Source organism: Streptomyces himastatinicus ATCC 53653, assembly GCF_000158915.1.
GTDB lineage: Bacteria > Actinomycetota > Actinomycetes > Streptomycetales > Streptomycetaceae > Streptomyces > Streptomyces himastatinicus.
In genome coordinates this window covers 5,533,650-5,560,303 of record NZ_GG657754.1, presented here as the reverse complement: position 1 = coordinate 5,560,303, position 26,654 = coordinate 5,533,650, and the positions used below count along the sequence as shown (strand labels likewise).

Sequence of the window (26,654 nt, the reverse complement as noted above, 5' to 3'; positions counted from 1 at the left end):
CGACCGACAGGGCTGCCGCCAACTGGCTGTGCAGCGCGGCCCGGTCCAGACCCGCGGTCGAGCCGAGCGCCTCCAGCCGGGCCGGTACGTCTCCCGCCGTATTGGCGTGGACGGTGCCACAGCCGCCCTCATGGCCCGTGTTCAGGGCGCCCAGGAGATCGGTGACCTCGGGGCCCCGCACCTCACCGACCACGAGCCGGTCGGGCCGCATCCGCAGCGCCTGGCGCACCAGGTCCCGCAGGGTGACCTGGCCCCGGCCCTCCTGGTTGGCGGGGCGGGTCTCCAGCCGGACCACATGGGGATGGTCGGGCCGCAGCTCCGCCGAGTCCTCGGCGAGGACGATGCGCTCCTCCCGGCCGACCAGCCCCAGCAGGGTGCTCAGCAACGTCGTCTTGCCGGATCCGGTGCCGCCGCTCACCAGGTACGAGAGCCGGGCGTCCAGCATGGCCCGCAGCAGCTCCGCACCGCCGGGCGGCACGGTCCCGGCGGCCACCAGCTCGGCGAGGGAGAACGCCCGCGGACGCACCACCCGCAGCGACAGACACGTGGATCCGACGGCCACCGGCGGGAGCACCGCGTGCAGCCGCGTCCCGTCCGGCAGCCGGGCGTCCACCCAGGGCCGGGCGTCGTCCAGCCGCCGCCCGGCCACCGCGGCGAGCCGCTGGGCGAGCCTGCGCACGGCGGCCGCGTCGGCGAAGGTGACGGCCGTCCGCTCCAGCCCCGCGCCGCGGTCCACCCACACCTCGTCGGGGGCGGTGACCAGCACGTCCGTGACCTCGGGCGCGGCGAGCAGCGGCTCCAGGGGGCCGGTGCCGACCAGTTCGGAGCGCAGGGCGTTGACCACACCGAGCACTTCGGTGTCGCCCAGCAACCGCCCCTCCTCGCGCAGCGCGGCCGCCACCTGGAGGGACTCGGATCCGCACCGCTCTCCGCCAGCCGCAGCCGCACCGCGTCCAGCAGATCCAGGGTTTCGACGCTCATGCGGTGACACCCCCCGCACCGGGCAGGGCCCGTGCCCAGAACTCGGCGCAGAACCGGCCGAGCGGGCCGCGCGCGCTGCCGCCCGGGGGCTCGCCGCCGTCGATCGCGTCCAGCAGCCCCGGCTCCGGCGGCAGTTGACCGGCCAGCGGCAGCCCGAGCAGCCGGGCGATCTCCTCGTCGTCCAGTTCGGGCCCGCACGGCCCCCGCACCACCGCGCGCAGATCGCTCAGCACCATGCCCACCGTGGACGCCACCCGGTGGGCGGCCGCGACGGCGCGCAGCTCCGCCGGGACGACCAGCAGACCGAGGTCCACCTGGGCGAGAGCCTCGGCCGCCGCCTCGTCCACCCGGCGCGGCAGATCCACCACCACGACCCCGCCGCGCCGCCGGGCCGCGGCCAGCACCGCGCGCATCGCCGAGGGCGGAATGACGACCGAATCGCCCCTGTCCCAGCTGAGCACCCGCAGGGAGTGCAGCTCGGGCAGCGATTCCTCCAGCGCGCTCCCGGCGACGCGACCGCGCGATTCGGCGAAGGCGGGCCATCGCAGCCCCTCCGACCCCTCACCGCCGAGCAGTACATCGAGGCCGCCGCCCAGCGGGTCGCCGTCGATGAGCATGGTGCGCCGGCCCGAACGGGCCGCCGAGACGGCCAGGGCGCAGGCGAGGGTGGAGGCTCCGGCCCCGCCGCGGCCGCCGATGACCCCGATGGTCAGGGCCTGTTGCCCGACCCCCTCCGCGACATCGGCGATCCGGTCCACGAGCCAGGTCTCGGCATCGGGCAGGAACGCCACATTGTCGGCGCCGAGATCCACCGCCCGGCGCCAGATGTTGTGGTCGTCGAGATCGCGTCCGATGAGCAGCACGCCCGCCCTGCGGACCCGCCCCCGGAGCCCGGCGGCCGCGTCGTCCCCGACGAGAATCAACGGCGCGCCCTCCCAACTCCCGCGCCGCGTGGGGGTGCCATGGGCCACTTCGGCCTCGGCGCCGGCGGCCGCGCACAGGCGCAGCAGATCGTCGAGAAGCTCTTCGTCCTCAGTGATGATCAGCGGTCTGCCGCGCTGTCCTTCTTCCGGTGATGACCGTTCCGGTGTGATGGATGCAGTCACGATCCCCTCCCCATATCGTTACGCGCTCTCACTCACGCGAACGGCGAGTGCAAACAACGCGGAGAATCACCGTGTCGCGATCCTGAAAATCTTGGGGATCTTGGTCCAAAACCGTGGACAACTCATCAGTTGTGAATATCCCAGTCACCTAAACCAGTGACTTCCGGAGTGCAGCGTAGCGATTACGCACGGTAACCATTCAGGCTGTTGGGGAGCAGGCGTCACCCAGGCCCGGATGAGGGGAGCAAGATCTCGTGAATGGACCGAAAAAGCGTCCGGACATGCGACGACCCCCGCCGGGGGGGAGAGCGGGGGTCGTCCCCACGGCCGACTCGGGGGGGAGGAGTCGGGCCGGGTTAGCACGGTCGCGAACGATCCGTGACTTCCATGGTGTACCCGAGAGCCTTCTCAGGCAAACCCACGCGCCTCAGCTTACGCCGAATGGTGGGCCCTATGCTCGGCGTCGTGGAAAACCACTCCTTGCCCCGGACAGCCGCCTTCTTTGACCTGGACAAGACGGTCATTGCGAAGTCAAGCACGCTCACCTTCAGCAAGTCCTTCTACCGGGGTGGGCTGATCAACCGTCGAGCCGTACTGCGTACTGCTTATGCCCAGTTCGTCTTCCTCGCCGGCCGCGCCGATCACGACCAGATGGAGCGGTTGCGCGAGTACCTCTCGGCCCTCTGCCGCGGCTGGAATGTCGCGCTGGTGAAGGAGATCGTCGCGGAGACTCTGCACGATCTGATCGACCCCATCATCTATGACGAAGCGGCTTCGCTCATCGAGGAACACCACACCGCCGGACGCGATGTGGTGATTGTCAGCACCTCGGGAGCGGAGGTCGTGGAGCCGATCGGCGAGCTGCTGGGCGCGGACCGGGTGGTGGCCACCCGCATGGTCGTCGAGGACGGGGTCTTCACCGGAGAGGTCGAGTACTACGCCTACGGACCGACGAAGGCGGAAGCGATCGCCGAGCTGGCCGAGTCCGAGGGATACGACTTGTCGCGCTGCTACGCCTACAGCGATTCGGCGACCGATCTGCCGATGCTGGAGTCGGTCGGCCACCCGCACGCGGTGAACCCGGACCGGGCCCTGCGCCGCGAAGCGGTCGCCCGCGGCTGGCCGGTCCTCTCCTTCGACCGCCCGGTGCGACTGAAGCAGCGGCTGCCCTCGCTGTCCATGCCGCCGCGGCCGGTCCTGGCCGCGGTCGCGGCCGTGGGAGCGGCCGCCGCCACCGCCGGTCTGGTCTGGTACGCCAGCCGGCGACGCGCCCCTTATACCCGCATTTGACCTCGCCGCAAAGATCTGCGTGGAGGGGTTCCACTTGGCTCCGCGCAGGAGTAGAAAGGAATCGACGGCCCGCGAGACCAGGGGTATCCGGGAGGATCTCCCCAGACGCACCAAGGCCCCACGGACCGAGCACGGATGCCGGGCACCCACGCGACGCCGACCCGTCGATTACGGGCCAGCCGCACCAGGTGACGGGCGAAGATCCCGGCCTGATGGGCGAATTTCTGTGCACGCACTGGTAACCCGGCGGACGTGCCAGCGGCGGCACCCTCGCGGTGCCGCCGCAACTCTGTCCGGACCCGGGAACACCCCCGGAGCCGGGCGGCCTCAGGCGGCTCCCCTCTGCATCGCCTCGCATACGGCCGTGCTCTCCCGCACGCCCAGCTCAACCGACCGTCCGCAGTGCGCGATCCAGGCCGCCATGCCCTCGGGCGTCCCGGACACATAGCCCTCCAGCCCGGCCACGCACACCGCGGCGCCCTGCTCCGCGTGACCCACCTCCGCCGGACAGATGGACTTCGGGTCGAGCCCGCTGCCGACCAGCACGATCCGCTCGGCCGCGCGCGCCACCAGGCCGTTGTAGGAGGCGAAGGGCCGCAGCGCGAGCAGTTCCCCGTGCACCACCGCCGCCGTCACCAGCGCCGGGGCCTCGCTGCCCGCGAGCAGCAGCCGCGCCAAGCCGTCGAGTCGGGCCGCCACCTCGTCGGCGTCGGGCGGCTCCGGCCCGACCAGCTGCTCCCGCACCGGCTCGCCCGCCAGCCGGGGCCGTCCGACTCTGTTGTCATCGTCCGCCCCTCCGGCCGCGACCAGATGCAGCCGGGCCAGCACCCGCAGCGGCGACTGCCGCCAGACGCTCAGCAACTGACCGGCCTCGGCGGTCACCCGCAGAGCCGCTCCCACCGTGTGCGGCTCCCCTTCGGCCCCGAAGTCAGTGCGGCGGCGGACCTCTTCGAGCGCCCAGTCGGCACCGGCCAGCGCCGCGGAACCACGCGCTCCGCGCAGCGCCGCCTCCGACGTGACCTCGTTGCTGCGGCGACGCATCACCCGGTGGCCGTAGACCCGGTCCACTGCCGTCCGTACGGCCTCCACGGACTCGGCCACACCGGGCAGCGCTGCCAGGGTGGCGAGCGGATCTGCTGACGTACTCATGAGTATGACCCTACGCACCCGTTGCCCGGCGCCCCTCGTTGGAGTGGTTTTCTTCACGTAAATCCCTCATGGGAGAGGATCACTCACCTACGCTTTCTGAACATGAAGATCGCTTTCGTAGGCAAGGGCGGCAGCGGCAAGACGACGCTGTCGTCGCTGTTCATCCGCCATCTCGCCGCCACCCGCGCCCCGGTCGTCGCGGTCGACGCCGACATCAACCAGCATCTGGGCGCGGCACTCGGGCTCGACGAGGCGGAGGCCGCCGCGCTGCCCGCCATGGGCGCCCATCTCCCCCTGATCAAGGACTATTTGCGCGGGACGAACCCCCGGATCGCCTCCGCCGAGACCATGATCAAGACAACGCCGCCCGGCGAGGGATCGCGGCTGCTGCGGATCGGCGAGGACAACCCCGTCTACGAGGCGTGCGCCCGGACCGTCCCGCTCGGCGACGGGGAGGTGCGGCTGATGGCGACCGGGCCCTTCACCGAGTCCGATCTCGGCGTGGCCTGCTACCACTCCAAGGTCGGCGCGGTCGAGCTGTGCCTCAACCATCTGGTCGACGGGCGCGGGGAGTTCGTGGTCGTCGACATGACGGCGGGCAGCGACTCCTTCGCCTCCGGGCTCTTCACCCGCTTCGACATGACGTTCTTGGTCGCCGAACCCACGCGCAAGGGCATCGCGGTCTACCGCCAGTACAAGGAGTACGCCCGCGACTTCGACGTGGCGCTGCGCGTGGTCGGGAACAAGGTGCAGGGCCCGGACGACCTCGCCTTCCTGCGCGCCGAGGTGGGCGACGACCTGCTGGTCACCGTCGGCCACTCCGACTGGGTCCGAGCGATGGAGAAGGGCCGCGCGCCGCGCTTCGCGGAGCTGGAGGAGCCCAACCGCGAGGCGCTGCGCACGCTGCACGACGCGGTGGACGCCTCCTACGAGCGGCGGGACTGGCAGCGCTACACCCGCCAGATGGTGCACTTCCACCTGAAGAACGCGCAGAGTTGGGGGAACGCGAAGACGGGTGCCGACCTGGCGGCACAGGTTGATCCGGCCTTCGCCCTGGACGAGTCCGCCCTGGCCGGGCGGGCGGCGGCTGCCCCCGCGCCCGCCTAGCCACCCACCCGGCGCGGTCATCTCACCTGACTATTCACCCCATGGAAGGAACAACAGCACGCTTCTCCTCAAAAGGCTTCCCGCTGACTTTACCTGGCATTACGATTCATTTACCAACGCTTGGGAGTCAGCACCGCAGTACGCCGTGACCCACGGCCGCGCCTCGCTCGCGACCGCGAAGCCCCGGAGGAGACGGGAATGTTGAAGCTCTTGGATCAGATGGCGCTCTCGGCGGGCGCCCCGCTACAGGTCGGGCTGATGGCCGTCGCGCTCGCCGGGATCGCGTTCGTCACCTTCGCCTCGCTGCGCCGCTTCAACCGGCCGCAGCGGCCGGTCACCGAGTCGGCCGGTGCGGCCGCCTGCCGCCCATGGACGCCCTGGCGCAACCACCACTGCACCCGCCCCGCCCCGGCGGCCGGGGACGGACACGGACGCGCTCGCGGAGAGGAAGCGGGGCAGCTGCTGGGCGGGGTGAGCGCCTTCCAGCGCAATACCGCACCACTGGTGCGCGACGAGCTGGCGCGGCTCGCCCGGGAGGGACAGCGACCCACCCAGCTGTTTCTCACCTGCGCCGACTCGCGGCTGGTGACCAGCATGATCACCTCCAGCGGCCCCGGCGATCTGTTCACCGTGCGCAATGTGGGCAATCTGGTGCCACCTCCCGGCGCGGACGCCGCCTGCGACTCGGTGGGCGCGGCCATCGAGTACGCGGTGGAGGTGCTGAGGGTCGGCAGCATCACGGTGTGCGGGCACTCCGGCTGCGGGGCGATGCAGGCGCTGCTCGGCTCATCGTCCGCGCCCCCCGGGGCGCAGACTCCCCTGGCGCGCTGGCTGCGCCACGGCAGGCCCGGGCTGGCGCGGATGGAGCGGATCGGGCAGCTGGGGCGTGGCGAGGTCGCGCTGGCCGACCGGCCGGTGGCCGACGATGTGGAGCGGCTTGCGCTGATCAACGTGATGCAGCAATTGGAGCATCTGATGGCGCACGCCTGCGTCGCGCGACGGGTGGCGGAGGGACGGCTGGTGCTGCACGGGATGTTTTTCCATGTGGCGGAGGCTCAGGCGTACGTCCTGGAGCCCGGATCGGGCCGATTTCTGGCCGTCCGGCCGGATGACGGCACCCCAGTGGCCGTCTGTGCGGCCGGTCCGGCCGCCGCCCCGGAGCCCGGAAAGGGGGGAGTCACGGAAGCGCTGGAGGCGATCTGATTACAGGTCTAAACCAATTTACGGCGACAGCGCCTTGTCAGGGCCTGCCTGGGGCTGATGAGCTATGGCGGGGACACAACGGACACCCTGGGAATGGGAGATGTCGTGAGCAACGAAAGCCTGGCCAACCTTCTTCGCGAGGAGCGCCGCTTCACGCCGCCGGCCGATCTGGCCGCGGACGCCAACGTGACGGCCGAGGCGTACGAGCGTGCGAAGGCGGACCGCCTGGGCTTCTGGGCCGAGCAGGCCCGTCGGCTGACCTGGGCGACCGAGCCGACGGAGACGCTCGACTGGTCGAACCCGCCCTTCGCGAAGTGGTTCGCGGACGGCAAGCTCAACGTGGCGTACAACTGCGTCGACCGTCATGTCGAGAACGGACTCGGCGACCGAGTGGCCCTCCACTTCGAGGGAGAGCCGGGAGACACCCGCTCGCTGACCTACGCCGAGCTTCAGCGGGAGGTATCCCAGGCGGCGCACGCGCTGACCGAGCTGGGAGTACAGACGGGCGACCGGGTCGCCATCTACCTGCCGATGATCACGGAGGCCGTGATCGCGATGCTGGCCTGCGCCCGCATCGGTGCGCCGCACTCCGTGGTGTTCGGCGGCTTCTCGGCCGACGCCCTCGCCACCCGTATCCAGGACGCCGACGCCCGCGTGATCATCACCGCCGACGGCGGCTACCGCCGGGGCAAGCCGTCCGCGCTCAAGCCCGCCGTCGACGAGGCCCTGACCCGTCCCGGCACCGAGAACGTGCGCAGCGTGCTGGTCGTCCGCCGCACCGGCCAGGAGGTGGCCTGGACCGAGGGCCGCGACGTCTGGTGGCACGAGATCGTGGACCGCCAGCCGGAGCAGCACACGCCCGAGGCGTTCGACGCCGAGCACCCGCTGTTCATCCTCTACACCTCCGGCACCACCGGTAAGCCGAAGGGCATCCTGCACACCACCGGTGGCTACCTCACCCAGGTGTCGTACACCCACCACGCCGTCTTCGACCTCAAGCCGGAGTCGGACGTCTTCTGGTGCACGGCCGACGTCGGCTGGGTCACCGGTCACTCGTACATCGTCTACGGGCCGCTCTCCAACGGAGCGACCGAGGTGCTCTACGAGGGCACGCCGGACACCCCGCACCAGGGCCGCTGGTGGGAGATCGTCCAGAAGTACGGGGTCACCATCCTGTACACCGCCCCGACCGCGATCCGCGCGTGCATGAAGTGGGGCGACGACATCCCGGCCAAGTTCGACCTGTCCTCGCTGCGCGTCCTCGGCTCGGTCGGCGAGCCGATCAACCCCGAGGCGTGGATCTGGTACCGCAAGAACATCGGCGCGGACACGACGCCCGTCGTCGACACCTGGTGGCAGACCGAGACCGGCGGCATCATGATCAGCCCGCTGCCGGGCGTCACCGCGACGAAGCCCGGTTCGGCCCAGGTGGCGCTCCCCGGTATCGCCGCGACCGTCGTCGACGACGAGGCGAACGAGGTGGCGAACGGTGCGGGCGGCTATCTGGTGCTCACCGAGCCGTGGCCGTCGATGCTCCGCACCATCTGGGGCGACGACCAGCGCTACCTGGACACCTACTGGTCCCGCTTCGAGAACCGCTACTTCGCGGGCGACGGTGCCAAGAAGGACGACGACGGCGACATCTGGCTGCTCGGCCGGGTCGACGACGTGATGCTGGTGTCCGGCCACAACATCTCGACGACCGAGGTCGAGTCGTCGCTCGTCTCGCACCCCAAGGTCGCCGAGGCCGCCGTCGTCGGTGCCACCGACCCGCAGACCACCCAGGCGATCTGCGCCTTCGTCATCCTGCGCGGCAGCGCGGCCGAGGACGAGGGTCTGGTCGAGGAGCTGCGGGCGCATGTCGCCAAGCAGCTCGGCCCGATCGCCAAGCCCAAGCGGATCATGCCGGTGGCCGAGCTGCCCAAGACCCGTTCCGGCAAGATCATGCGTCGGCTGCTGCGCGATGTCGCAGAGAACCGCGCGCTGGGTGACGTCACCACGCTCACCGACTCCTCCGTCATGGAGCTGATCCAGAGCAAGCTGCCGTCCGCGCCCAGCGAAGACTGATCAGCGCAGCAGAGGCGACGGTCTGAGCAGCGGCCCGGGCGAGGGCCCGCGCAGCGGCCCGAGCCGAGGTCATACGGCCGAGGGGCGCTCCCTCCACGCGGGAGCGCCCCTCGACTGTTCCGGTTAAGGTGAGAACCTGACGCGTTAACAGCGCGTCAAGATCACAAGGGCGCGCCGGGAAGTCTGGTCGGCACACGGCATACGTGTGTCCGCACCCGACCGACGACCCAGGAGGCCCCGCCCGTGGCCGCGCCCACCAGCCGCAAGTTCCTCGGCCGCCTTTCGCTCCCCGAGCGGACGTTCATCACCGACGCGCTGCGCACCGAGACCGTCGGCGGCATGATCCTTCTCGTCGCCGCGATCGCCGCGCTGATCCTGGCGAACACCCCGCTCAGCGATGTCTACGGCGACATCAAGGACTTCTCCTTCGGCCCCGGGGCGCTGCATCTGCATCTGTCCGTCGAGTCCTGGGCCACGGACGGCCTGCTCACCGTCTTCTTCTTCGTCGCCGGGATCGAGCTGAAGCGCGAACTGGTCGCGGGCGAGCTGCGCGATCCGAAGGCCGCCGCGCTGCCCGTGATCGCCGCGCTGTGCGGCATGGCCGCCCCCGCGCTCGTCTACGTCGTCGTCACCGCGACCGGCGGCGGCAGCATGAAGGGCTGGGCCGTACCGACCGCCACCGACATCGCCTTCGCGCTCGCGGTCCTCGCCGTCATCGGCACCGCGCTGCCCGCCGCCCTGCGCGCGTTCCTGCTCACCCTCGCGGTCGTCGACGACCTCGGCGCGATCCTGATCATCGCGATCTTCTTCACCAAGGACATCAACTTCGTCGCCCTCGGCCTGTCCTTCGCCGGGCTCGCCCTCTTCCGGCTGCTGCACCACAAGGGCGTACGCGGCGCGTACATCTACCTCCCGCTGGGCCTGGTGATCTGGGCGCTGATGCACGCGAGCGGGGTACATGCCACCGTCGCGGGCGTCGCGATGGGCCTGATGCTGCGCTGCACGGTGCGCGAGGGCGAGGACCGTTCCCCCGCCGAGCGCATCGAGCACCGGGTGCGCCCCCTCTCGGCCGGGCTCGCCGTGCCGGTGTTCGCCCTGTTCGCCGCCGGGGTCCCGATATCCGGCGACGCCGTCGCGGACGTCTTCACCCGCCCCGAGACACTCGGCGTCGTCCTCGGCCTGGTGGTGGGCAAGGCCGTCGGGGTCTTCGGTGGTTCATGGTGCGCCGCCCGGTTCACCAGGGCCGAGCTGAACGAGGACCTGGCGTGGGCGGATGTGTTCGCCGTCGCGACGCTCGCCGGCATAGGTTTCACCGTCTCGCTGCTCATCGGCGAACTGGCCTTCCCCGACGATCCGGCGCTCGCCGAGGAGGTGAAGTCGGCGGTCCTCATCGGCTCGCTGTGCGCCGCGCTGCTCGCGGGCATCCTCCTCAAACTGCGCAACAACCGCTACCAGCGCCTGTATCAGGACGAGGAGCGGGACGAGGACATGGACGGCATTCCCGACGTCTACGAGCGCGACACTCCCGAATACCACCTCCGGATGGCCGCGATCCATGAGGCGAAGGCTGCCGAGCACCGGCGGCTTGCCGAAGTGGCCGCCGGGGGCGGCTCCGAGGACGATGGTCCGGCATGATCTGAGACGCCATGATCTGAGAGGCTTGAAAGCCGCGGAACAGCGCAGAAGACCTGCACGCGCGGAAGACACGCGAAGACGACCGGAAGACGTACAAGAGCAGAGGGAGATGGCGATGAGCGCAGCCGACGACGGCGGCAACCGCAGCCTCGGCCAGCTGGTGGCCACGGCGACCACCGAGCTGTCCGCGCTGATGCACGACGAGATCGCGCTGGCCAAGGCCGAGCTCCGGGTGGGTGCCAAGAAGGCCGCGTTCGGCAGCGGCGCCGGTGTGGCGGCCGGGGTGCTGGTCCTCTTCTCGCTTCCGGTGCTGAGCTTCGCCCTCGCCTATGGACTGCGTTCCTGGACCGGCCTCGGCCTCGCCTGGTGCTTCCTGATCGTGGGCGGCATCTACTGGCTGATCGCCGGAATCCTGGGCCTGGTCGCGCTGGTGAAGTTCAAGAAGGTCAAGGCGCCGAAGCGGTCCATCGCCTCGTCCAAGGAGTCGGCGGCCGTCCTCGGGAACGTCAAGCCGCATCCGCGGGCCGTGGGGAACGGCGGCCGCTCCGTACGGGATGTGACACGCTCGTCGGCATGAGCGTCCCTGATATCTCCGCGTCGGTCGTTCGGCTGGACGGCCCCTGGACCCACCGGGACGTCGCGGCCAACGGCGCGCGCTTCCACATCGCCGAGCTGGGCGACGGCCCGCTGGTGCTGCTGCTCCACGGGTTTCCGCAGTTCTGGTGGACCTGGCGGCACCAGCTGACCGCGCTCGCCGACGCCGGGTACCGGGCGGTCGCGATGGACCTGCGCGGAGTGGGCGGCAGCGACCGTACGCCGCGGGGGTACGACCCGGCCAACCTCGCCCTCGACATCACCGGTGTGATCCGCTCGCTCGGTGAGCCTGACGCCGCCCTGGTCGGCCATGACCTGGGCGGATACCTGGCGTGGACGGCCGCGGTGATGCGGCCGAAGCTGCTGCGGCGGCTCGCGGTGACCTCCATGCCGCATCCGCGGCGCTGGCGCTCGGCGATGCTCGGGGACGTCAGGCAGAGCGCCGCGGGCTCCCACATCTGGGGCTTCCAGCGGCCATGGCTGCCCGAACGCCAGCTGGTCGCGGACGACGCGGAGGCCGTGGGACGGCTGATCCGGGAGTGGTCCGGGCCGCAGCTGCCCGAGGACGAGGCGGTGGACGTCTACCGGCGGGCGATGGCCATCCCCTCGACGGCGCACTGCTCGATCGAGCCGTACCGCTGGATGGTGCGGTCGCTGGCGCGGCCGGACGGTATCCAGTTCAACCGCCGGATGAAGCGGCCGGTGCGAGTGCCGACTCTGCATCTGCACGGGTCACTCGACCCGGTGATGCGGACCCGCAGCGCGGCGGGGTCGGGGCAGTACGTGGAGGCGCCGTACCGCTGGCGGCTCTTCGACGGCCTCGGCCACTTTCCGCACGAGGAGGATCCGCAGGCCTTCTCCACGGAGCTGATCAACTGGCTGAAGGACCCGGAACCGGACCGCTGAGCCGACGCCGGAGCGAGCCCCGGAACAGGCCCGAAACGGCCGCCGGGCCGACCTTGTGCGAACAGGTGTTTCTCGAACAGCCACTTGCCTGGCGCATAGGCCAATTGCCGCAGCCACCGGCGATTACCGACCTTGGGCCACGGGCAAAGTCCGGAGTATGGGCTGGACGCACGACTACCGTGACGCACCAAGCGGCCGCGGCCCCGAAGCCGCCGCTGCTGCCAATGCCGCACTGAGCGTTTCCGAGCGCGGCGGCTCCGGGCCTACCCAAGGCCATGACCCCAATATCGTCGGGATTCCCCGCATCATCCGGCGCCGTGCCCGCTGGGTCTCGGCGCGGCTGCGCCATCCGCGCAGCCGGTAGGCAACACCTACCGGCTCGCGTCTCCATCACACCGGGAGCACCGGAACCACCCGACACAGCGGGATCACCGGGAACCCTGGAACACCGGGAAAGAGGGCCCTAGAGGGCACACCCCTGGCTGTCCACCGGCTGATCGGCCGTACGCCCCTTCTCGGCATCCTTGCGCACCTCGTCCGCCGTCAGCGCGTACCCCGTGTCCGCGTCGTCGAGCGACTTGGCGAAGACCACGCCGTACACCCTGCCCTGCGGGGTGAGCAGCGGGCCGCCGGAGTTGCCCTGGCGCACGGTCGCGTACAGCGAGTAGACGTCGCGCTGCACGGTGCCGCGGTGGTAGATGTCCGGGCCGTTGGCCGTGATGCGGCCGCGGACGCGGGCAGCGCGCACGTCGAACGCGCCGTTCTCCGGGAACCCGGCCACGATCGCGTCGTCGCCGCTGTTCGCGTCGCCCTGCGTGAACTGGAGCGCGGGGGCTTGCAGCGAGGGCACATCGAGGACCGCGATGTCGCGCTTCCAGTCGTAGAGCACGACCTTCGCGTCGTACAGCCGGCCCTCGCCGCCTATCTGCACCGTCGGGTCGTCGACGCCGCCGACCACATGGGCGTTGGTCATGACCCGGTTCCGGGCGTAGACGAAGCCGGTGCCCTCCAGGACCTTGCCGCAGCTCGGGGCGGTGCCGACGACCTTCACGATGCTCTTCTGGGCCTGGCCGGCCACCGGGGACTGCGCGAGCGCCGGGTCGGGCTGCGGGACCGAGGTGATCGGCTCGTTCGAGAACGGCGAGAAGACCTGCGGGAAGCCGCCCTGCGCGAGCACGGTGGAGAAGTCGGAGAACCAGGTGTTGGCCTGCGGCGGGACCACGCGCGAGACCCCGAACATCACCTTGGATTCGCGGACCTCCTTGCTCACGGTGGGGAGCGAGGTCCCGGCCACGAGGGAGCCGAGCAGCCAGGCGACCATCAGCATCGCCAGGACGTTCACCAGCGCGCCGCCCGTCGCGTCCAGGGCACGCGCGGGTGACCAGGTGATGTACCGGCGCAGCTTGTTTCCCAGGTGGGTCGTGGCCGCCTGGCCGACCGACGCGCACACGATCACCAGCACGATCGCCACGATGGCACCGAAGGTGCCGGGCGAGGCCCGGTCGGTGGTGCCGTCCCAGATGACCGGCAGAAGATAGACCGCAACCAGGCCACCGCCGATGAATCCGATCACCGACAGCACGCCGACGACGAAGCCCTGGCGATAGCCGATGATCGCGAACCATACGGCGGCGAGCAGCAGCAGGATGTCCAGCACATTCACCGGGACACCGTCTCACGCGCGCCAGTCGAGTGGGACGTGCTTCGCCCGGTCCCATGGTCGTTCCCAGCCGGAGTAGTGCAGTATGCGATCGATCACTCCCGCTGTGAAACCCCAGACCAGGGCGCCTCCGACCAGGAACGCCGGTCCCTGGTGACCACTGGGGTGAACGGTCGTCGCCCGGTTCGCCGGATCCGTGAGATCCGCCACGGGAACCGTGAAGACCCGGGCCGTCTCGGCAGGGTCCACCGGCCCGACCGGGCTCGGCCGCCGCCACCAGCCCAGGACAGGCGTCACGACGAAGCCGCTCACCGGGATGTACAGGCGCGGCAGGACGGCGAAGACCTGGACACCCGCGGGGTCCAGCCCCGTCTCCTCCTCGGCCTCGCGCAGCGCCGCATGCAGCGGACCGGCCCCGTCCGGATCACCGTCCTCGGGGTCGAGCGCGCCGCCGGGGAAGGACGGCTGGCCCGCGTGCGAGCGCAGCGAGCCCGACCGCTCCATCAGCAGCAGCTCGGGGCCGCCGGGGCCCTCCCCGAAGAGCACCAGTACGGCGGAGGGGCGGCCGCCGCCCTGCGGCGGGGGCAGGAACCGGCTCAGCTGGTGCGGCTCGATCGTCTCGGCCGCCCGCGCCACGGGGAGCAGCCACTCGGGCAGCCCCTGTGAGCTGACCCCCACGCCTCCGCCGTACGTGCTCGTCATCCGGCGGCTCCCAGCGGGGCGGCAGGGCTCCCCGGGTAGTCGGCGGGTGGGCGCAGCCGCTGCCCCGGCTGGCCGCCCATCTCGTACTTCAGCAGCTTCTTCGCCTTGTCCGGGTCGATCTCGCCCTCCCCGTACGCCGGGCAGAGCGGGGCGATCGGGCAGGCGCCGCAGGCGGGCTTGCGGGCATGGCAGACGCGGCGGCCGTGGAAGATGATGCGGTGCGAGAGCATCGTCCACTCGCTCTTCGGGAAGAGCGCGGCGATCTCCGCCTCGACCTTCTCCGGATCCTCCTGATCGGTCCACTTCCAGCGCCGCACCAGCCGCCCGAAGTGGGTGTCCACGGTGAGCCCGGGCACCCCGAACGCGTTACCGAGGACCACATTGGCGGTCTTGCGGCCGACGCCGGGCAGCGTGACCAGGTCCTTCAGGCGCCCCGGCACCTCGCCGTCGAAGCGGTCGCGCAGCGCGGCGGAGAGGCCCAGCAGGGACTTGGCCTTGGCGCGGAAGAAGCCGGTGGGCCTGATCAGCTGCTCCAGCGCCTCGGGGTCGGCGGCTGCCATGTCCTCGGGGGTCGGGTAGGCGGCGAAGAGCGCGGGGGTGGTCTGGTTGACCCGCAGGTCGGTGGTCTGGGCGGACAGGACCGTGGCGACCAGCAGCTGGAACGGGTTCTCGAAATCCAGCTCGGGGTGGGCATACGGGTAGACGTCGGCCAGCTCACGGTTGATGCGCCGGGCGCGGCGGACGAGCGCGAGCTGGGATTCCGGCCGGGAGGGCTTCGCGGGCTTGACGGTCTTCACCGACTTCGCGGCCTTGGCGGGCTTCGCCGACTTTGCGCTCTTCGCGGCCTTGGCGGGCTTCGCGGAGGGCGCGGTCTCGGCGGATGGGGCGGGAGTGGACGGCTTGGTCGATTTAGACGCCTTCGCCGCTTTCGTCGGCTCGGCGCGCGCTTGTTCGCCCACAGCAGAATTACGAGATGCGGTCACCCGTTCGGCCCCCTTGCCCCGTGCTCTCACCGGCGTATTGGACACCCGGCCAGCCTAAGCCCCGCCACCGACATCCGGCCGGGCCGCCGACAAGACCGCGCCCAATCGGACCCCTGCCGCACGGTCCGGCAGGCCAGTGCGTCAAACTTGTGATTGATCGCACTGTTTTACCGTCCGGCATCATGGGGACGACGGTCCCCTGTGCATGTCGACAAGGAGAGACTCGTGGACGACGTTCTGCGGCGCGCCCCGCTCTTCGCGGCGCTCGATGACGAGCAGGCCGCTGAGCTGCGCGCCTCCATGGGAGAGGCCACCCTCGCGCGGGGTGACGCCCTCTTCCACGAAGGGGACCCGGGCGACCGCCTGTACGTGGTCACCGAGGGCAAGGTGAAGCTCCACCGCACCTCTCCCGACGGCCGCGAGAACATGCTCGCCGTGCTCGGCCCGGGCGAGCTGATCGGAGAGCTGTCGCTCTTCGATCCCGGCCCGCGCACAGCCACCGCCAGCGCCCTCACCGAGGTCAAGCTGCTCGGCCTCGGCCACGGCGACCTCCAGCCGTGGCTCAACGCCCGCCCCGAGGTCGCCTCCGCGCTGCTGCGCGCCGTGGCCCGGCGCCTGCGCAAGACCAACGACCAGATGTCCGACCTCGTCTTCTCCGACGTGCCCGGCCGGGTCGCCCGGGCCCTGCTCGACCTGTCGCGCCGCTTCGGCGTGCAGTCGGAGGAGGGCATCCACGTCGTCCACGACCTGACCCAGGAGGAGCTGGCCCAGCTGGTCGGCGCGTCCCGCGAGACCGTCAACAAGGCGCTCGCCGACTTCGCGGGCCGCGGTTGGCTGCGGCTGGAGGCGCGCGCCGTGATCCTGCTGGACGTCGAGCGGCTGGCCAAGCGCTCCCGCTGACGCAAGACGCCGCAAGGGCCCCTGCCGGAATCCCCGGCCGGGGCCCTTCGCCGTTCCCGGATCAGTCCGCGCCCGGATCAGTTCGTTCCCGGATCAGTCCGCTCCCGAGTCAGTCCACGCCCGGATCAGTCCGCGCCTTCGGATCAGTCCGCGCCTTCGGATCAGCTCGCGCCTTCGGGAACAGCCAGCGCTCAGATCAGCCCGTGCTCGCCCAGATAGTCCAGCTGGGCCCGCACCGACAGCTCCGCCGCCGGCCACAGCGACCGGTCCACGTCCGCGTACACGTGCGCCACGACGTCCGAGGGCGTGCGGAGGCCGCTCTCGACCGCCGTCTCCACCTGCGCGAGACGGTTGGCGCGGTGCGCCAGGTAGTACTCCACCGCGCCCTGCGCGTCGTTCAGCACCGGGCCGTGGCCCGGCAGGACCGTACCGACCCCGTCGTCCACCGTGAGCGACCGCAGCCGCCGCAGCGAGTCCAGGTAGTCGCCGAGCCGCCCGTCCGGGTGCGCGACGACCGTCGTACCGCGCCCGAGCACCGTGTCGCCCGTCAGGACGGCGGCGTCGGCGGGGAGGTGGAAGGACAGCGAGTCGGCGGTGTGGCCGGGCGTGGACACCACCCGCAGCTCCAGACCGCCGGTGGTTATGACGTCCCCCTGCTCCAGCCCCTCGTCGCCCAGCCGCAGCTCCGGGTCCAGCGCCCGGACCCGCCTGCGGGTCAGCTCGGCGAAGCGGAGCGCGCCCTCCGCGTGGTCGGGGTGGCCGTGGGTCAGCAGCGTCAGCCCGATCCGCTTCCCGGCCCGCTCCGCCGTCGCGATCACGTTCCGGAGGTGGCCGTCGTCCAGCGGCCCTGGGTCGATGACGACGGCGAGATCGGAATCCGGTTCGGCGACGATCCAGGTGTTGGTGCCGTCCAGCGTCATGGGCGACGGATTCGGCGCGAGGACGCACACCGCGCGGTCGGTCGCCGGGCCGCCGACCGCGCCTCCGCGCGGCTGCCCGGGCAGGGAGGCTGCGTACGTCATGCTTCGGACTCCCCCGCGGTACCCGGGATGTGCTTGGTGAACTCATCGTGGCCCGGCCAGCTCAGGACCAGCTCGTCGCCCTCCAGCCGGGCCTGTGCGAGCACGGGGGTCAGGTCCTGGTCCACGGCGGCCACCAGCGCGTCGTGGACCGTGCCGTACGGCCGCAGCTGCCGCAGCGTCGCGATGGTCGGCGGCATCATCAGCAGCTCGCCCCGGTCGTAGCCGTCGGCCGCGTCCCCGGGGTGGAGCCAGACCGTACGGTCGGCCTCCGTGGAGGCGTTGCGCGTACGCTGCCCCCGCGGCAGCGCAGCCACGAAGAACCAGGTGTCGTAGCGGCGCGGTTCGAACTCCGGCGTGATCCAGCGGGCCCAGCCGCCCAGCAGGTCCGAACGGAGCACCAGCCCGCGCCGGTCGAGGAATTCGGCGAACGACAGGTCCCGGGCGACCAGCGACAGCCGGTCCGTCTCCCAGTCGTCGCCCGTGGTGTCCGCGACGACCGTGTGCGGGGTCGGGCCCGCGAGGAGCACGCCGGCCTCCTCGAAGGTCTCCCGGACCGCCGCGCACACGATGGCCTGCGCCTGCGTCGCGTCGCTCTCGTCGAGGCCCAGCCGCCGCGCCCACTGGGCGCGCGAGGGCCCGGCCCAGGCGACCATCCGCTCGTCGCGCGGATCCACCGAGCCACCCGGATAGGCGTACGCGCCTCCGGCAAAGGCCATGGAGGCGCGTCTGCGCAGCATGTACACGGCGGGCCCGGCAGCATCGCCGCCGCGGTCGCCGCCGCCGTTCGTCCCGAACTGTTCCCCGTTCGCCCCGTGCTCCCCGTCCTGCCCGCCCGGCGCACCGTCCGGTCCGTCCCGCAGCAGCAGCACGGTGGCGGCCCGGCGCGGCGTCACCGGCGTCAGCTCACCGGCGGACAACAACCGGATGCGCTCTGGCCACTCGGGTGGATACCACTGGCCATTCGTAGTGGACATGGCCGGATGCTATGCGTTTGCGGGCGGATGTTCGAGGGGCCCCGGCCGGGGCCCGGACCCCACCAGGGGCCCTGACCAGCGACTAGTCCGCGACCTCGACCTGGATCTCCACCTCGACCGGCGCGTCCAGCGGCAGCACCGCCACGCCGACCGCGCTGCGGGCGTGCACGCCCGCGTCGCCCAGCGCCTCGCCCAGCAGCTCGCTCGCGCCGTTGACGACGCCCGGCTGCCCGGTGAAGTCCGGGGCCGAGGCGACGAAGCCGACGACCTTCACCACGCGCACGACCTTGTCGAGGTCGCCGACCACCGACTTCACGGCGGCCAGCGCGTTCAGCGCACAGGTGCGCGCCAGCTCCTTGGCCTCCTCCGGCGTCACCTCCGCGCCGACCTTGCCGGTCACGCCCAGCTTCCCGTCGACCAGCGGCAGCTGGCCCGCGGTGTACACGTACGGCCCCGTACGGACCGCCGGGACGTAACTGGCGAGCGGCGCCGCGACCTCGGGCAGGGTCAGACCGAGCCCGGCGAGCTTCTCCTCGACGGCCGTCACGCCTTCTCCCGCTTCAGGTAGGCCACCAGCTGCTCGGGGTTGTTCGGCCCGGGAACGACCTGGACGAGCTCCCAGCCGTCCTCGCCCCAGGTGTCCAGAATCTGCTTCGTGGCGTGTACGAGCAGCGGCACGGTCGCGTATTCCCACTTCGTCATGGAGCCGACTGTAATCCCTCACTCCCGGGGCCTGGTGCGTAGCCCGTGGGGGGACTGGTTAGGCTCCCCAGTGTGAGCAGGCTCCATGTCGTCAGTGGCAAGGGCGGAACCGGCAAGACCACGGTCGCCGCCGCACTCGCGCTGGCCCTCGCGGCCGATGGCAGGCGCACACTGCTGGTCGAGGTCGAAGGCCGCCAGGGCATCGCGCAGCTCTTCGAAACGGAACCGCTGCCCTATGAAGAACGCAAGATCGCGACCGCGCCGGGCGGTGGGGAGGTCCACGCCCTCGCGATCGATCCGGAGTTCGCACTCCTGGACTACCTCCACATGTTCTACAAGCTGGGTTCGGCGGGGCGCGCCCTGAAGAAGCTCGGCGCTATCGACTTCGCGACCACGATCGCGCCGGGGCTGCGGGACGTCCTGCTGACCGGCAAGGCGTGCGAGGCGGTGCGCCGCAAGGGCAAGGACGGCCGCTTCGCCTACGACTCCGTGATCATGGACGCCCCGCCGACCGGCCGGATCACCCGCTTCCTGAACGTCAACCACGAGGTGGCGGGGCTGGCCCGGACCGGTCCGATACACAACCAGGCCCAGGCCGTGATGCGCGTCCTGAAGTCGCCCCAGACGGCCGTCCACATGGTGACGTTGCTGGAGGAGATGCCGGTCCAGGAGACCGCGGACGGCATCGCGGAGCTGCGCTCGGACGGCCTTCCGACGGGCGCGGTCATCGTCAACATGGTGCGGCCCGCGATCCTCGACCACGAGGCCGTCGACGCCGCCGCCAACGGCCGCCGTACGGCCGTCGCCAAGGCGCTCTCGCAGGCCGGGCTGGGCGGCGCGCGCCGCGGCGGCCTCGCCGAGCGGCTGGTCGACCCGCTGCTGGAGCAGGCGCGCGAGCACGCGGAGCGCGTCGCCCTGGAGCGGACGCAGCGGTCCGAGCTGGCCGGTCTCGACCTGCCGCTGCACGAGCTGGAGCTGCTGACGGACGGCGTCGACCTGGCCGGGCTGTACCGGCTGGCGGCGGATCTGCGCAAGCAGTGGCCGTCGTGAGCGGCACGTGCACGGCGCGCGTCCCCGGCGGCGCGCCCCGTACGGACGGCACCAACGGCCGTGAACGCGGTATGAGCGGCACAAGTGGCACACGCCGTACGCAGGAGGCGGCATGAGCATGGACGTTGCACCCCGGCTGGAGACCGACGCACTGCTGGACGACCCGCAGACCCGCATCGTGGTGTGCTGCGGCTCCGGCGGCGTGGGCAAGACCACCACGGCCGCCGCCCTGGGCGTACGGGCCGCCGAGCGCGGCCGCAAGGTCGTCGTCCTCACCATCGACCCGGCCCGGCGGCTGGCGCAGTCCATGGGCATCGACGCGCTCGACAACGTCCCGCGGCGGGTGGAGGGCGTCGGTGACGAGGCGGGCGGCGAACTGCACGCCATGATGCTGGACATGAAGCGGACCTTCGACGAGTTCGTCGAGGCGCACGCCGACCCCGAGCGCGCCCGCGCGATCCTGGCGAACCCCTTCTACCAATCGCTTTCGGCCGGGTTCGCGGGCACGCAGGAGTACATGGCCATGGAGAAGCTCGGCCAGCTGCGGGCCCGCGTGGAATGGGACCTGATCATCGTCGATACGCCGCCCAGCCGGTCGGCGCTGGACTTCCTGGACGCCCCGAAGCGGCTCGGCTCGTTTCTGGACGGGAAGTTCATCCGGGTGCTGATGGCTCCGGCGAAGGTCGGCGGCCGGGCCGGGATGAAGTTCCTGAACGTGGGCGTATCGATGATGACGGGCACGGTCAGCAAGGTCCTCGGCGGGCAGCTGATGCGCGATGTGCAAACGTTCGCGGCTGCGATGGACACGATGTTCGGCGGGTTCCGCACCCGGGCCGAGGCCACCTACCGGCTCCTCCAGGCGCCCGGTACCGCCTTCCTGGTGGTGGCCGCCCCGGAGCGGGACGCCCTGCGGGAGGCCGCCTATTTCGTGGAGCGGCTGGCCGCGGATGAGATGCCGCTGGCCGGTCTCGTACTGAACCGGGTGCACGGCAGCGGCGCCGAACAACTGTCGGCGGAACGGGCCCTGGCTGCGGCGGAGACGCTGTCCCTGAAGAGCGCCACCGTCCCGGATCCGCCGGGGGAGGGTAGCGTTCCGGCCAACCCCGGTGAGGGCGCAGAAAATCTTGGTGCCGACGGATTTGTCGATCCCGACTCAGGGAATGCTCAAGCCCGGAACGCCTCAGCAGCGGACAATTCCTCGGTAGCGGACCCCGACGTCTCCCCCACGTCGGCGGAGCGACTTGCCGCGGGACTGCTCCGGCTGCATGCGGAGCGTATGCAGGTGCTCGGACGCGAGCAGCGCACACACGACCGCTTCACGGCGTTGCACCCCGAAGTTCCGGTGGCCCAAGTGGCCGCGCTCCCTGGAGACGTACACGACCTGGCGGGGCTGCGGGCGATCGGCGATCGCCTCGCGGCGGCCCCGGCGGACCGGCCCGAGCGCACGGCAGGCTGACGCCCAGCCCGCGCCCTCTGAGGGGCGGCGGACGCGAGAGCCGTCAGGGCAGGCTGACGCCTACCCGAGTGCCCAGGGCGCGCGTACGCAGGGCGGCGCGTGCCCATGGCAATGGGTTGCGACCCGGCATGGGTGCGGCATGGCGCGCGTGCCCACGCCGTGGCGTACCCAGTGCGTAGTCCTACGCGGGTATCACCCGGCACGGCACACGGCCGGGACGGTCACAGCGCCCGCCGCGGATCCCCAATCGTCCGCGCCGTCGCGCTCCGCACGTCGTCGCCCATGCACGTCGTCGTCCATGGCGTGGCGGGCTGCCCCAAGGTCCGCAGGCCCCCATGCCCATGAACCACCTCGCCCGGCCACGACCGGCCGCGACCACCGTCGCGGCCGTACTCGTGTCGTACACCCTTCCTCGTCCCGTCGCAGATGAGAGAACAAGCCCGTGACGAGGGGTGGGTGAGATGAAGTTGTGATGCGATGCGATGCGACGTCGTCGTCACGAACCGGCCTGCCGGCCGACCGCTATCCGACGGCAGCGAAGCGCTCGTACTCTTCGTCGTCGAAGGGCAGAATGCCCGCGCTGCGCTCGTACTCGGTGCGTGCCGTCTCCAGCAGCCTTCGCCAGGAGGTCACGGTCGGGCGGCGGCGCAGCAGCGCCCGCCGCTCGCGCTCGGTCATCCCTCCCCACACACCGAACTCGACACGGTTGTCCAAGGCATCCGCAAGGCACTCGGTGCGCACCGGGCATCCGGTGCAGACCGCTTTGGCCCTGTTCTGTGCCGCGCCCTGGACGAACAATTCATCTGGATCAGTAGTGCGGCAGGCGGCCTGCGCACTCCAGTCGGTTACCCAGCCCATGCTGGCGCCGTCCTCTCCCGAATCGGAGCTCCCCCACGGCGACAAACGGCATATTCACCGTCGCCAGTTGAGGACGTTACGGAAGGCAAGCAGGGCGCACCACACCCGGCGGGCCCAATCTCGGATGGCCCGAACGGACTATGGGTACGCGGCAGATCACCCAACGGAGTGACCTGACGACATTTGCGATTACTGGTGCAAACCAGGGCAGTTCACCCGGCGAACGCCGGGCAGCTCATGACACGAGGCCACAATCCGGGCACGTCTCATCACTCACTCGAGTGAGGGCGGGGATGTGGTGCGATGCGGTGCGATGTGGCGCAGCAGCACATGCGTGACTGGCGTGAAACAGCGTATGCGAACACGCGGTCCCCTGTCCGGCGATTCGCCACGTAGGCTGCCTCTTATGGGTTACACGCGCTCGGGCGGAGGGCTGTCCACCGCTCAACAGGCCGCCAAGTTCCTCGGCGTCAGCGCGCTGGCCGGCGCCGTGATGGCCGGGCTCGCGCTTCCCGCCGTCGGGGCCTTCGGCCTCACCGCCAAGGAAACGGTCCAGGAATTCGACGATATTCCGGCCAATCTCAAAACGCCGCCGCTCAGCCAGCGGACGACCATCCTGGACGCGAAGGGCGGCGAGATCGCGAAGGTCTATTCGCGCGACCGCACCATCGTGAAGCTGGGTGACATCTCCCCGTATATGCGCAAGGCGATCGTCGCGATCGAGGACGCGCGCTTCTACGAGCACGGGGCGGTCGACCTCAAGGGCATCCTGCGCGCCGCCAACCGGAACGCGCAGAGCGGCGGGGTCTCGCAGGGCGCCTCCACCCTCACCCAGCAGTACGTGAAGAACGTCTTCGTCGAGGAGGCGGGCAACAGCAAGGAGAAGTTCGCCGAGGCCACCCAGCAGTCCATCGGCCGCAAGATCAAGGAACTGAAGTACGCGATCCAGGTCGAGAAGGAACTCGGCAAGAAGCGGATCCTGGAGAACTACCTCAACATCACGTACTTCGGGCAGCAGGCCTACGGCATCGAGGCCGCCTCCCAGCGCTACTTCAGCAAGTCCGCCAAGGACCTCAAGGTGGAGCAGGCCGCGCTGCTGGCCGGTCTCGTCCAGTCGCCGAGCCGCTACGACCCGGTCACCAACCCGGACACCGCGAAGACCCGCCGCAACACCGTCCTCCAGCGCATGGCCGATATGAAGGACATCACCCCGGCCCAGGCCGCCACCGCCAAGAAGAAGCCGCTCGGTCTCGATGTCAGCATGCCCCGCAGCGGCTGCATCACGGCCGTCAAGGGCGCGGGCTTCTACTGCGACTACGTCCGCCAGATCTTCCTCAACGACCCGGTCTTCGGGAAGACGGCGGCGACGCGCACCAAGCGCTGGAACCAGGGCGGCCTGACGATCCGTACGACGCTGGACCCGCAGGCGCAGGAGTCCGTCCAGAAGTCGATCAAGTCCCACGTCTACCAGTCCGACAAGGCCGCCACCGCCGTCTCGCTCGTCGAGCCGGGCACCGGCAAGGTCCTGGGCATGGGCCAGTCCAAGCCGTACGGCTTCGGCAAGGACCAGACGCAGATCAACCTCTCCGCGGACCACTCCATGGGCGGCTCGAACTACGGCTTCCAGGTGGGGTCCACGTTCAAGCCGATCACCGCGGCGGCCGCCCTCGAGCGGGGCACCAAGCCGTACAAGAGCTACTCCTCGCCGTACAAGATGGAGTACCCGAGCCCGGTCAGCACCTGCAAGGGCACCTGGAGCAACAGCGAGGGCGCGACCGTCGAGAACGAGAACGAGTCCGAGCGCGGCCCGTACGGGATGAAGGAGGCGACCGCGAAGTCGGTCAACACCTACTTCGTCCAGATGATCAGCGACATCGGCGTCTGCCCGGTGACCGAGCTGGCCGACAAGATGGGCGTGGAGCGGGCCGACGGCAAGGAGCACCACCAGGTGCCCTCCCTCACCCTCGGCACCGAGGGCTTCTCCCCGCTGACCATGGCCAACGCGTACGCGACCTTCGCCAACCGCGGCGTCTACTGCTCCCCGGTCTTCATCGACTCGATCACCGGCCCCGGCGGCAAGAAGCTGAAGGTGCCGCAGTCGAAGTGCTCGCGCGCGATGTCCGAGAAGACCGCGGACACGATCAACACCCTGCTGCGCGGTGTGGTCGAGGACGGCACCGGCAAGAAGGCCGGTCTCCAGAGCCGGGCGAGCGCCGGCAAGACGGGTACGACGGATGAGCGCAGGGCCGCCTGGTTCGTCGGCTACACCCCGAACCTCGCGGGCGCGGTGTGGGTCGGCGGCGGCCCGGGCGCCAGCGACCTCAAGATGGAGAACATCACCATCGGCGGTGTCCCCCACGACAAGGTCTACGGCGCGGACACCCCCGGCCCCATCTGGAAGGACGCGATGAGCGGCGCGCTGGACGGCAAGCCCGCGCCGAACTTCGTCACCGTGCCGATCAAGGACCCCAACGCGCGCAAGCCCTCCCCGCCCAAGAAGCCGGGCCGCGAGAAGCCCGGCCGTGAGAAGCCCGGGAACGGCGGCGGCCAGGACAACCCCTGGCCGGACATCTCCCTCCCGCCGGGCGTGATCGGCGGCAACGGGAACGGCGGCAATGGGAACGGCGGCTTCGAGTGGCCGCGGTAGCGGTACCCGCGGCCCGACCGCGGTAGCGGTATCCGCGGCCCGACCGAGCGCGGAAAAGGGGCCTGGACGAGAGATCGTCCGGGCCCCTTTTCCTTGTCTCGCCTACCCGCCCGCGAGCTGCCGCTTCACCGCGGCGGCGACCCGGCCGCCCTCGGCCCGGCCCGCGATCTTCGGGTTCACGATCTTCATCACCGCGCCCATCGCCCGCGGCCCCTCGGCGCCGCCCGCGGCGGCCTCCCGGACCGCCTCCGCGACCAGCGCGTCCAGCTCGTCGTCCGTCAGCGGCTGCGGCAGGTACCCGGCGAGCACCTCGCCCTCCGCCCGCTCCCGCTCGGCCTGCGCCGCCCGGCCGCCCTTGTCGAACGCCTCGGCCGCCTCGCGGCGCTTCTTCGCCTCGCGCGCGATGATCTTCTCCACCTCGGCATCGGACAGCTCCCGGGAGCTCTCCCCCGAGACCTCTTCCTTCGAGATCGCGGTGATCGTGAGCCGGAGCGTGGAGGAGCGCAGCTCGTCGCGCGCCTTGATCGCTGCGGTGAGATCGTCATGCAGCCTGGACTTGAGCGTGGTGGTCATGGCGTCGAGTCTGCCAGCACTGGCCGGGAATCACCCGAAGATTTCTCCCCCGGCGGCGTTCTGCGACCATGGAGAGCATGCGCGCGCGATACGGAGTACCTCTGGGAATCACGGCGGTCGGCGCAGCCGGTCTCGCCTACGCCGTCGGCTTCGAAGTGCGGTCCTTCAGGCTCCGCCGCATCACCGTGCCCGTGCTGCCGCGCGGTATGCGGCCGCTGCGCGTCCTCCAGGTCTCCGACATCCACATGGTGAGCGGGCAGCGCAAGAAGCAGCGCTGGCTCCAGTCGCTCGCCGGTCTGCGCCCCGACTTCGTCGTGAACACCGGCGACAACCTCTCCGACCCGGAAGGCGTCCCCGAGGTCCTCGACGCGCTCGGCCCGCTGATGGAGTTCCCCGGCGCGTACGTCTTCGGCTCCAACGACTACTACGGACCGAAGCTGCGCAACCCCGCCCGCTACCTGATGGAAAAGGCCAGCGGCCGCCACGGTCTGAACGGCAACGCCCCGGCCGTCGGCGTCGTCCACAACCCGTGGACGGAGATCCGCGACGCCTTCGACGCGGCCGGCTGGGTCGGCCTGTCCAACACCCGCGGCCGGCTCAAGCTGGACGACATCGAGATCGCCCTCACCGGCCTCGACGACCCGCACATCAAGCGCGACCGCTACGCCGAGGTCGCCGGCGGCCCCGAATCCGGTGCGGACCTCTCCCTCGCCGTCGTCCACGCCCCGTACCTCCGCGTCCTCGACGCCTTCACCGCCGACCGCTACCCCCTGATCCTCGCGGGCCACACCCACGGCGGCCAGCTGTGCATCCCCTTCTACGGCGCCCTCGTCACCAACTGCGACCTGGACACCCGCCGGGTCAAGGGCCTCTCCACCCACGAGGCCGGGGACCACACCTCGTACCTCCACGTCTCCGCAGGCTGCGGCACCAACCGCTACACCCCCGTCCGCTTCGCCTGCCCCCCGGAGGCCACCCTCCTCACCCTCACCCCCCAGGCCCCCTGACCCACCTCCCCGCCCCGACCTGCGAGACCCCGGAAACCGGATTTCGTGTCTGGCCGCAGGTCCGCTAAAGTAGAGCTCGTTG

General features: G+C 70.8%; 23 protein-coding genes and 2 pseudogenes. 13 read left to right on the top strand and 12 right to left on the bottom strand.

Annotated features, from left to right (window positions below; translation table 11 throughout):
- Together SSOG_RS23575 and ssd are read right to left on the bottom strand one after the other, a co-directional pair.
- A pseudogene (locus tag SSOG_RS23575) lies at positions 1–981 on the bottom strand (TadA family conjugal transfer-associated ATPase); the annotation flags it as partial.
- Positions 978–2,087, bottom strand: a complete 1,110-nt coding sequence (gene ssd, locus SSOG_RS23570) for a septum site-determining protein Ssd (protein WP_009716752.1) — start codon at positions 2,085–2,087, stop codon at positions 978–980. The pseudogene SSOG_RS23575 and the gene ssd, both read right to left, overlap by 4 nt.
- A 453-nt stretch (positions 2,088–2,540) precedes the next feature.
- Here ssd and SSOG_RS23565 point away from each other — a divergent pair, with 453 nt between their 5' ends.
- Positions 2,541–3,377 carry an HAD family hydrolase gene (locus SSOG_RS23565; RefSeq protein WP_009716751.1) on the top strand — a complete coding sequence of 279 codons (837 nt, stop codon included), beginning with the start codon at positions 2,541–2,543 and terminating at the stop codon, positions 3,375–3,377.
- Between the two features lie 327 nt (positions 3,378–3,704).
- Here SSOG_RS23565 and SSOG_RS23560 read toward each other — a convergent pair whose 3' ends face one another.
- Complete coding sequence (locus SSOG_RS23560) at positions 3,705–4,526, bottom strand: Fic family protein (RefSeq protein ID WP_009716750.1); 822 nt, start codon at positions 4,524–4,526, stop codon at positions 3,705–3,707.
- Positions 4,527–4,628: 102 nt separating this feature from the next.
- Here SSOG_RS23560 and SSOG_RS23555 point away from each other — a divergent pair, with 102 nt between their 5' ends.
- The 7 genes and pseudogenes from SSOG_RS23555 (at position 4,629) to SSOG_RS56230 (ending at position 12,402) form a co-directional block, all read left to right on the top strand.
- Positions 4,629–5,633, top strand: coding sequence for an ATP-binding protein (locus tag SSOG_RS23555; RefSeq protein ID WP_009716749.1), 1,005 nt, complete (start codon positions 4,629–4,631; stop codon positions 5,631–5,633).
- Between the two features lie 318 nt (positions 5,634–5,951).
- Positions 5,952–6,836: pseudogene (locus SSOG_RS23550) on the top strand (carbonic anhydrase); the annotation flags it as partial.
- Between the two features lie 105 nt (positions 6,837–6,941).
- Positions 6,942–8,903: an acetate--CoA ligase gene (gene acs, locus SSOG_RS23545; protein WP_009716747.1), complete on the top strand. Its 1,962-nt coding sequence runs from the start codon at positions 6,942–6,944 to the stop codon at positions 8,901–8,903.
- Between the two features lie 243 nt (positions 8,904–9,146).
- Positions 9,147–10,538, top strand: a complete 1,392-nt coding sequence (gene nhaA, locus SSOG_RS23540) for a Na+/H+ antiporter NhaA (RefSeq protein ID WP_009716746.1) — start codon at positions 9,147–9,149, stop codon at positions 10,536–10,538.
- Between the two features lie 115 nt (positions 10,539–10,653).
- The gene (locus SSOG_RS23535) at positions 10,654–11,115 is read left to right on the top strand and encodes a phage holin family protein (RefSeq protein WP_039938487.1); all 462 of its coding nucleotides are present in this window, start codon (positions 10,654–10,656) and stop codon (positions 11,113–11,115) included.
- Positions 11,112–12,038: an alpha/beta fold hydrolase gene (locus SSOG_RS23530; RefSeq protein ID WP_009716744.1), complete on the top strand. Its 927-nt coding sequence runs from the start codon at positions 11,112–11,114 to the stop codon at positions 12,036–12,038. The genes SSOG_RS23535 and SSOG_RS23530 overlap by 4 nt, the downstream gene beginning before the upstream one ends.
- A 157-nt stretch (positions 12,039–12,195) precedes the next feature.
- A complete protein-coding gene (locus SSOG_RS56230; protein WP_009716743.1) occupies positions 12,196–12,402 on the top strand; it encodes a hypothetical protein in 207 nt (68 codons plus the stop codon).
- Between the two features lie 99 nt (positions 12,403–12,501).
- On the opposite strand, the gene SSOG_RS23525 is transcribed toward SSOG_RS56230, so the two are convergent.
- Genes SSOG_RS23525 through nth form a run of 3 tightly spaced genes read right to left on the bottom strand, consistent with a single transcriptional unit; the run spans position 12,502 to position 15,428 of the window.
- A complete protein-coding gene (locus SSOG_RS23525; RefSeq protein WP_009716742.1) occupies positions 12,502–13,701 on the bottom strand; it encodes a MarP family serine protease in 1,200 nt (399 codons plus the stop codon).
- A 12-nt stretch (positions 13,702–13,713) separates the two neighbouring features.
- Positions 13,714–14,400, bottom strand: a complete 687-nt coding sequence (locus SSOG_RS23520) for an NUDIX hydrolase (protein ID WP_039938484.1) — start codon at positions 14,398–14,400, stop codon at positions 13,714–13,716.
- Positions 14,397–15,428 carry an endonuclease III gene (gene nth, locus SSOG_RS23515; RefSeq protein ID WP_106516446.1) on the bottom strand — a complete coding sequence of 344 codons (1,032 nt, stop codon included), beginning with the start codon at positions 15,426–15,428 and terminating at the stop codon, positions 14,397–14,399. Before nth ends, SSOG_RS23520 begins: the two co-directional genes overlap by 4 nt.
- A 180-nt stretch (positions 15,429–15,608) precedes the next feature.
- On the opposite strand from nth, the gene SSOG_RS23505 reads away from it, so the two are divergent.
- Positions 15,609–16,283 (top strand): Crp/Fnr family transcriptional regulator, encoded by a 675-nt coding sequence (locus tag SSOG_RS23505; RefSeq protein ID WP_009716739.1) that lies wholly within the window; start codon positions 15,609–15,611, stop codon positions 16,281–16,283.
- Between the two features lie 191 nt (positions 16,284–16,474).
- On the opposite strand, the gene SSOG_RS23500 is transcribed toward SSOG_RS23505, so the two are convergent.
- From SSOG_RS23500 to sp36, 4 genes are all read right to left on the bottom strand, one after another.
- A complete protein-coding gene (locus tag SSOG_RS23500) occupies positions 16,475–17,305 on the bottom strand; it encodes an MBL fold metallo-hydrolase (RefSeq protein WP_009716738.1) in 831 nt (276 codons plus the stop codon).
- Positions 17,302–18,279, bottom strand: coding sequence for an NUDIX hydrolase (locus SSOG_RS23495; protein ID WP_039938480.1), 978 nt, complete (start codon positions 18,277–18,279; stop codon positions 17,302–17,304). Before SSOG_RS23495 ends, SSOG_RS23500 begins: the two co-directional genes overlap by 4 nt.
- A gap of 82 nt (positions 18,280–18,361) precedes the next feature.
- Positions 18,362–18,826 carry a RidA family protein gene (locus SSOG_RS23490; RefSeq protein ID WP_009716736.1) on the bottom strand — a complete coding sequence of 155 codons (465 nt, stop codon included), beginning with the start codon at positions 18,824–18,826 and terminating at the stop codon, positions 18,362–18,364.
- The gene (gene sp36 / locus SSOG_RS50395; RefSeq protein ID WP_003967454.1) at positions 18,823–18,981 is read right to left on the bottom strand and encodes a Sp36 family protein; all 159 of its coding nucleotides are present in this window, start codon (positions 18,979–18,981) and stop codon (positions 18,823–18,825) included. Before sp36 ends, SSOG_RS23490 begins: the two co-directional genes overlap by 4 nt.
- 72 nt (positions 18,982–19,053) lie before the next feature.
- Here sp36 and bagA point away from each other — a divergent pair, with 72 nt between their 5' ends.
- Together bagA and bagB are read left to right on the top strand one after the other, a co-directional pair.
- Positions 19,054–20,031, top strand: a complete 978-nt coding sequence (gene bagA, locus SSOG_RS23485; RefSeq protein WP_009716735.1) for an ATPase BagA — start codon at positions 19,054–19,056, stop codon at positions 20,029–20,031.
- A gap of 112 nt (positions 20,032–20,143) precedes the next feature.
- Positions 20,144–21,487: an ATPase BagB gene (gene bagB / locus SSOG_RS23480; protein ID WP_009716734.1), complete on the top strand. Its 1,344-nt coding sequence runs from the start codon at positions 20,144–20,146 to the stop codon at positions 21,485–21,487.
- 522 nt (positions 21,488–22,009) lie between these two features.
- Here the strand turns inward: bagB and SSOG_RS23475 are convergent.
- Entirely contained in the window at positions 22,010–22,345 is a 336-nt protein-coding gene (locus SSOG_RS23475) for a WhiB family transcriptional regulator (RefSeq protein WP_030829787.1), read from the bottom strand.
- Positions 22,346–22,751: 406 nt separating this feature from the next.
- Here SSOG_RS23475 and SSOG_RS23470 point away from each other — a divergent pair, with 406 nt between their 5' ends.
- On the top strand, positions 22,752–24,992 hold the full coding sequence (locus SSOG_RS23470) for a transglycosylase domain-containing protein (protein WP_039938474.1): 2,241 nt from the start codon (positions 22,752–22,754) through the stop codon (positions 24,990–24,992).
- Positions 24,993–25,094: 102 nt separating this feature from the next.
- On the opposite strand, the gene SSOG_RS23465 is transcribed toward SSOG_RS23470, so the two are convergent.
- On the bottom strand, positions 25,095–25,565 hold the full coding sequence (locus SSOG_RS23465) for a GatB/YqeY domain-containing protein (protein WP_009716731.1): 471 nt from the start codon (positions 25,563–25,565) through the stop codon (positions 25,095–25,097).
- A gap of 77 nt (positions 25,566–25,642) precedes the next feature.
- Here SSOG_RS23465 and SSOG_RS23460 point away from each other — a divergent pair, with 77 nt between their 5' ends.
- Positions 25,643–26,572: a metallophosphoesterase gene (locus tag SSOG_RS23460; RefSeq protein ID WP_009716730.1), complete on the top strand. Its 930-nt coding sequence runs from the start codon at positions 25,643–25,645 to the stop codon at positions 26,570–26,572.
- The last annotated feature ends 82 nt before the right edge of the window (positions 26,573–26,654 follow it).

Bases quoted from the DNA above. Each gene is read 5' to 3' on its own strand.
- SSOG_RS23465 (WP_009716731.1), bottom strand. From the start codon at position 25,565: ATGACCACCACGCTCAAGTCCAGGCTGCATGACGATCTCACCGCAGCG.
- SSOG_RS23475 (WP_030829787.1), bottom strand. From the start codon at position 22,345: ATGGGCTGGGTAACCGACTGGAGTGCGCAGGCCGCCTGCCGCACTACT.
- SSOG_RS23565 (WP_009716751.1), top strand. From the start codon at position 2,541: ATGCTCGGCGTCGTGGAAAACCACTCCTTGCCCCGGACAGCCGCCTTC.
- SSOG_RS23560 (WP_009716750.1), bottom strand. From the start codon at position 4,526: ATGAGTACGTCAGCAGATCCGCTCGCCACCCTGGCAGCGCTGCCCGGT.
- bagB (WP_009716734.1), top strand. From the start codon at position 20,144: ATGAGCATGGACGTTGCACCCCGGCTGGAGACCGACGCACTGCTGGAC.
- sp36 (WP_003967454.1), bottom strand. From the start codon at position 18,981: ATGACGAAGTGGGAATACGCGACCGTGCCGCTGCTCGTACACGCCACG.
- SSOG_RS23535 (WP_039938487.1), top strand. From the start codon at position 10,654: ATGAGCGCAGCCGACGACGGCGGCAACCGCAGCCTCGGCCAGCTGGTG.
- SSOG_RS56230 (WP_009716743.1), top strand. From the start codon at position 12,196: ATGGGCTGGACGCACGACTACCGTGACGCACCAAGCGGCCGCGGCCCC.
- SSOG_RS23470 (WP_039938474.1), top strand. From the start codon at position 22,752: ATGGGTTACACGCGCTCGGGCGGAGGGCTGTCCACCGCTCAACAGGCC.
- SSOG_RS23460 (WP_009716730.1), top strand. From the start codon at position 25,643: ATGCGCGCGCGATACGGAGTACCTCTGGGAATCACGGCGGTCGGCGCA.
- SSOG_RS23520 (WP_039938484.1), bottom strand. From the start codon at position 14,400: ATGACGAGCACGTACGGCGGAGGCGTGGGGGTCAGCTCACAGGGGCTG.
- SSOG_RS23500 (WP_009716738.1), bottom strand. From the start codon at position 17,305: ATGACGTACGCAGCCTCCCTGCCCGGGCAGCCGCGCGGAGGCGCGGTC.
- SSOG_RS23495 (WP_039938480.1), bottom strand. From the start codon at position 18,279: ATGTCCACTACGAATGGCCAGTGGTATCCACCCGAGTGGCCAGAGCGC.
- SSOG_RS23530 (WP_009716744.1), top strand. From the start codon at position 11,112: ATGAGCGTCCCTGATATCTCCGCGTCGGTCGTTCGGCTGGACGGCCCC.
- SSOG_RS23555 (WP_009716749.1), top strand. From the start codon at position 4,629: ATGAAGATCGCTTTCGTAGGCAAGGGCGGCAGCGGCAAGACGACGCTG.